This is a genomic window from Brachyspira innocens ATCC 29796 (assembly GCF_000384655.1).
Classification (GTDB): Bacteria; Spirochaetota; Brachyspiria; order Brachyspirales; family Brachyspiraceae; genus Brachyspira; species Brachyspira innocens.
The window spans coordinates 1-1,532 of sequence record NZ_ARQI01000012.1; the positions used below are offsets into that span (position 1 = coordinate 1).

Annotated in this window: 1 protein-coding gene; it reads right to left on the bottom strand. The window is 24.2% G+C overall.

Translation table 11 applies throughout. From position 1 onward, the window contains the following. Window positions 1-1,532 (bottom strand): tetratricopeptide repeat protein (locus F811_RS0100095; RefSeq protein WP_020003296.1); only part of this gene is annotated, 1,532 nt, incomplete at both ends.

The window sequence follows — 1,532 nt, forward strand, 5'->3', positions numbered from 1 at the left end:
ATCATTAGGATTTAATTCTATAACCTTATCATAACATTCTATAGCCAAGTTATAATATTTTTCTTTGTCATAAGTATTATTAGCTAATTGATAATAAGTATCAGCTTTTCCTTTATATGCTTCCACATAATTAGGGTTTAACTCTATCATCTTGTCATAACATTCTATAGCTAAGCTAGAATATTTATAATTATTCTTAGCTAAGTGATAATATGCATCAGCTTTGCCTTTATACGCTTCTGCATCATTAGGATTTAATTCTATGGCTTTGTTATAGCACTTTATAGCCTTTTCATAGTATATAGTATATAAATACTTGTAGGTAGGATTATTTTTGTATAGTATTTCATATATTTCTGCCTTGCCTTTATAGGCTTCTGCATCTGACAGATTTAACTCTATAACATTGTCATAGCATTCTATAGCTAAGTCATAATATTTTTCTCTATTACTATCATTTTCATTGGCTAATGTTCTGTATATTTCTGCTTTGCCTTTATAGGCTTCTATAGGGCTTAATTTCATCATCTTGTCATAACATTTTATAGCCTCTTTACTATTGCCTATGCTTTTGGCAAATGCTATTTTCTCTCTGTAGCTTTCTATATTTTGATTATTTACTTCTATAATTTTATCATACCATTCCATAACTAAATAATTTTCTCCTTTGCTTTTTAATAAATTAATTTGTTCTTTAAGGCTCTCTATATCTGATTTATTATCTTCTTCTTCTTCTTTTGCTTCTTTTTTATTAGAATTAACATCTATTTTATTTTCATCTAATATATTTAAGGCTTTTTGATAAAGTTCATCTCTGCCTAAAGATTCATTATTTTTTTCTATATTGTTATATAATGATAATGCTTCATCATATCTGTTTAATAAAATCAAAGCTATTATCTTATAAGCATAAAAGACTTTATTATTCTTTTCAAGTTTTAAAATATTATTGCAGTAATTCAAAATATCTTCAAGATTTTTATTATCTTCAAATATAAATGATAATGCCTTATTAAAATTATCAATAGCCTTATCAAAAACAGATAATTTATATAATGTCATACCTATTATATAATAATCTCTTGAATTATTTTTCTCTTTATAATTTTTTAAAGCCTCTTCATAATATTTAAAAGCTTCTTTATAATCATTTTTGGTTTCATAAATCTCGCCCAAAAAATAATACATATCATATCTATTAAAATTATTTGTGCTTTTAAAACTTTCTAATGCTTCATCATATTTTTTTAATTCAAATAAAGAAAGCCCTTTATAATAGTATGCTTCATTATTATAATTATTTGCATTATTAAGTTTTATTGCTTCATCAAATTCATTGACAGCTTCAGCATATTTTCTCTCTCTATATAAAGTTAATCCTTTATAATGTGTATTATAAGATGTTTCTCCAAGTTTTGTAATATTGTTAAACTCTTTTTCCTCATATCTTCCAAGTTCAAATAAAATTAAAGCTTTATTATAGTATGAATCAGTATCTTTATCATTGATCTCTATTGCCTTATCAAAACATT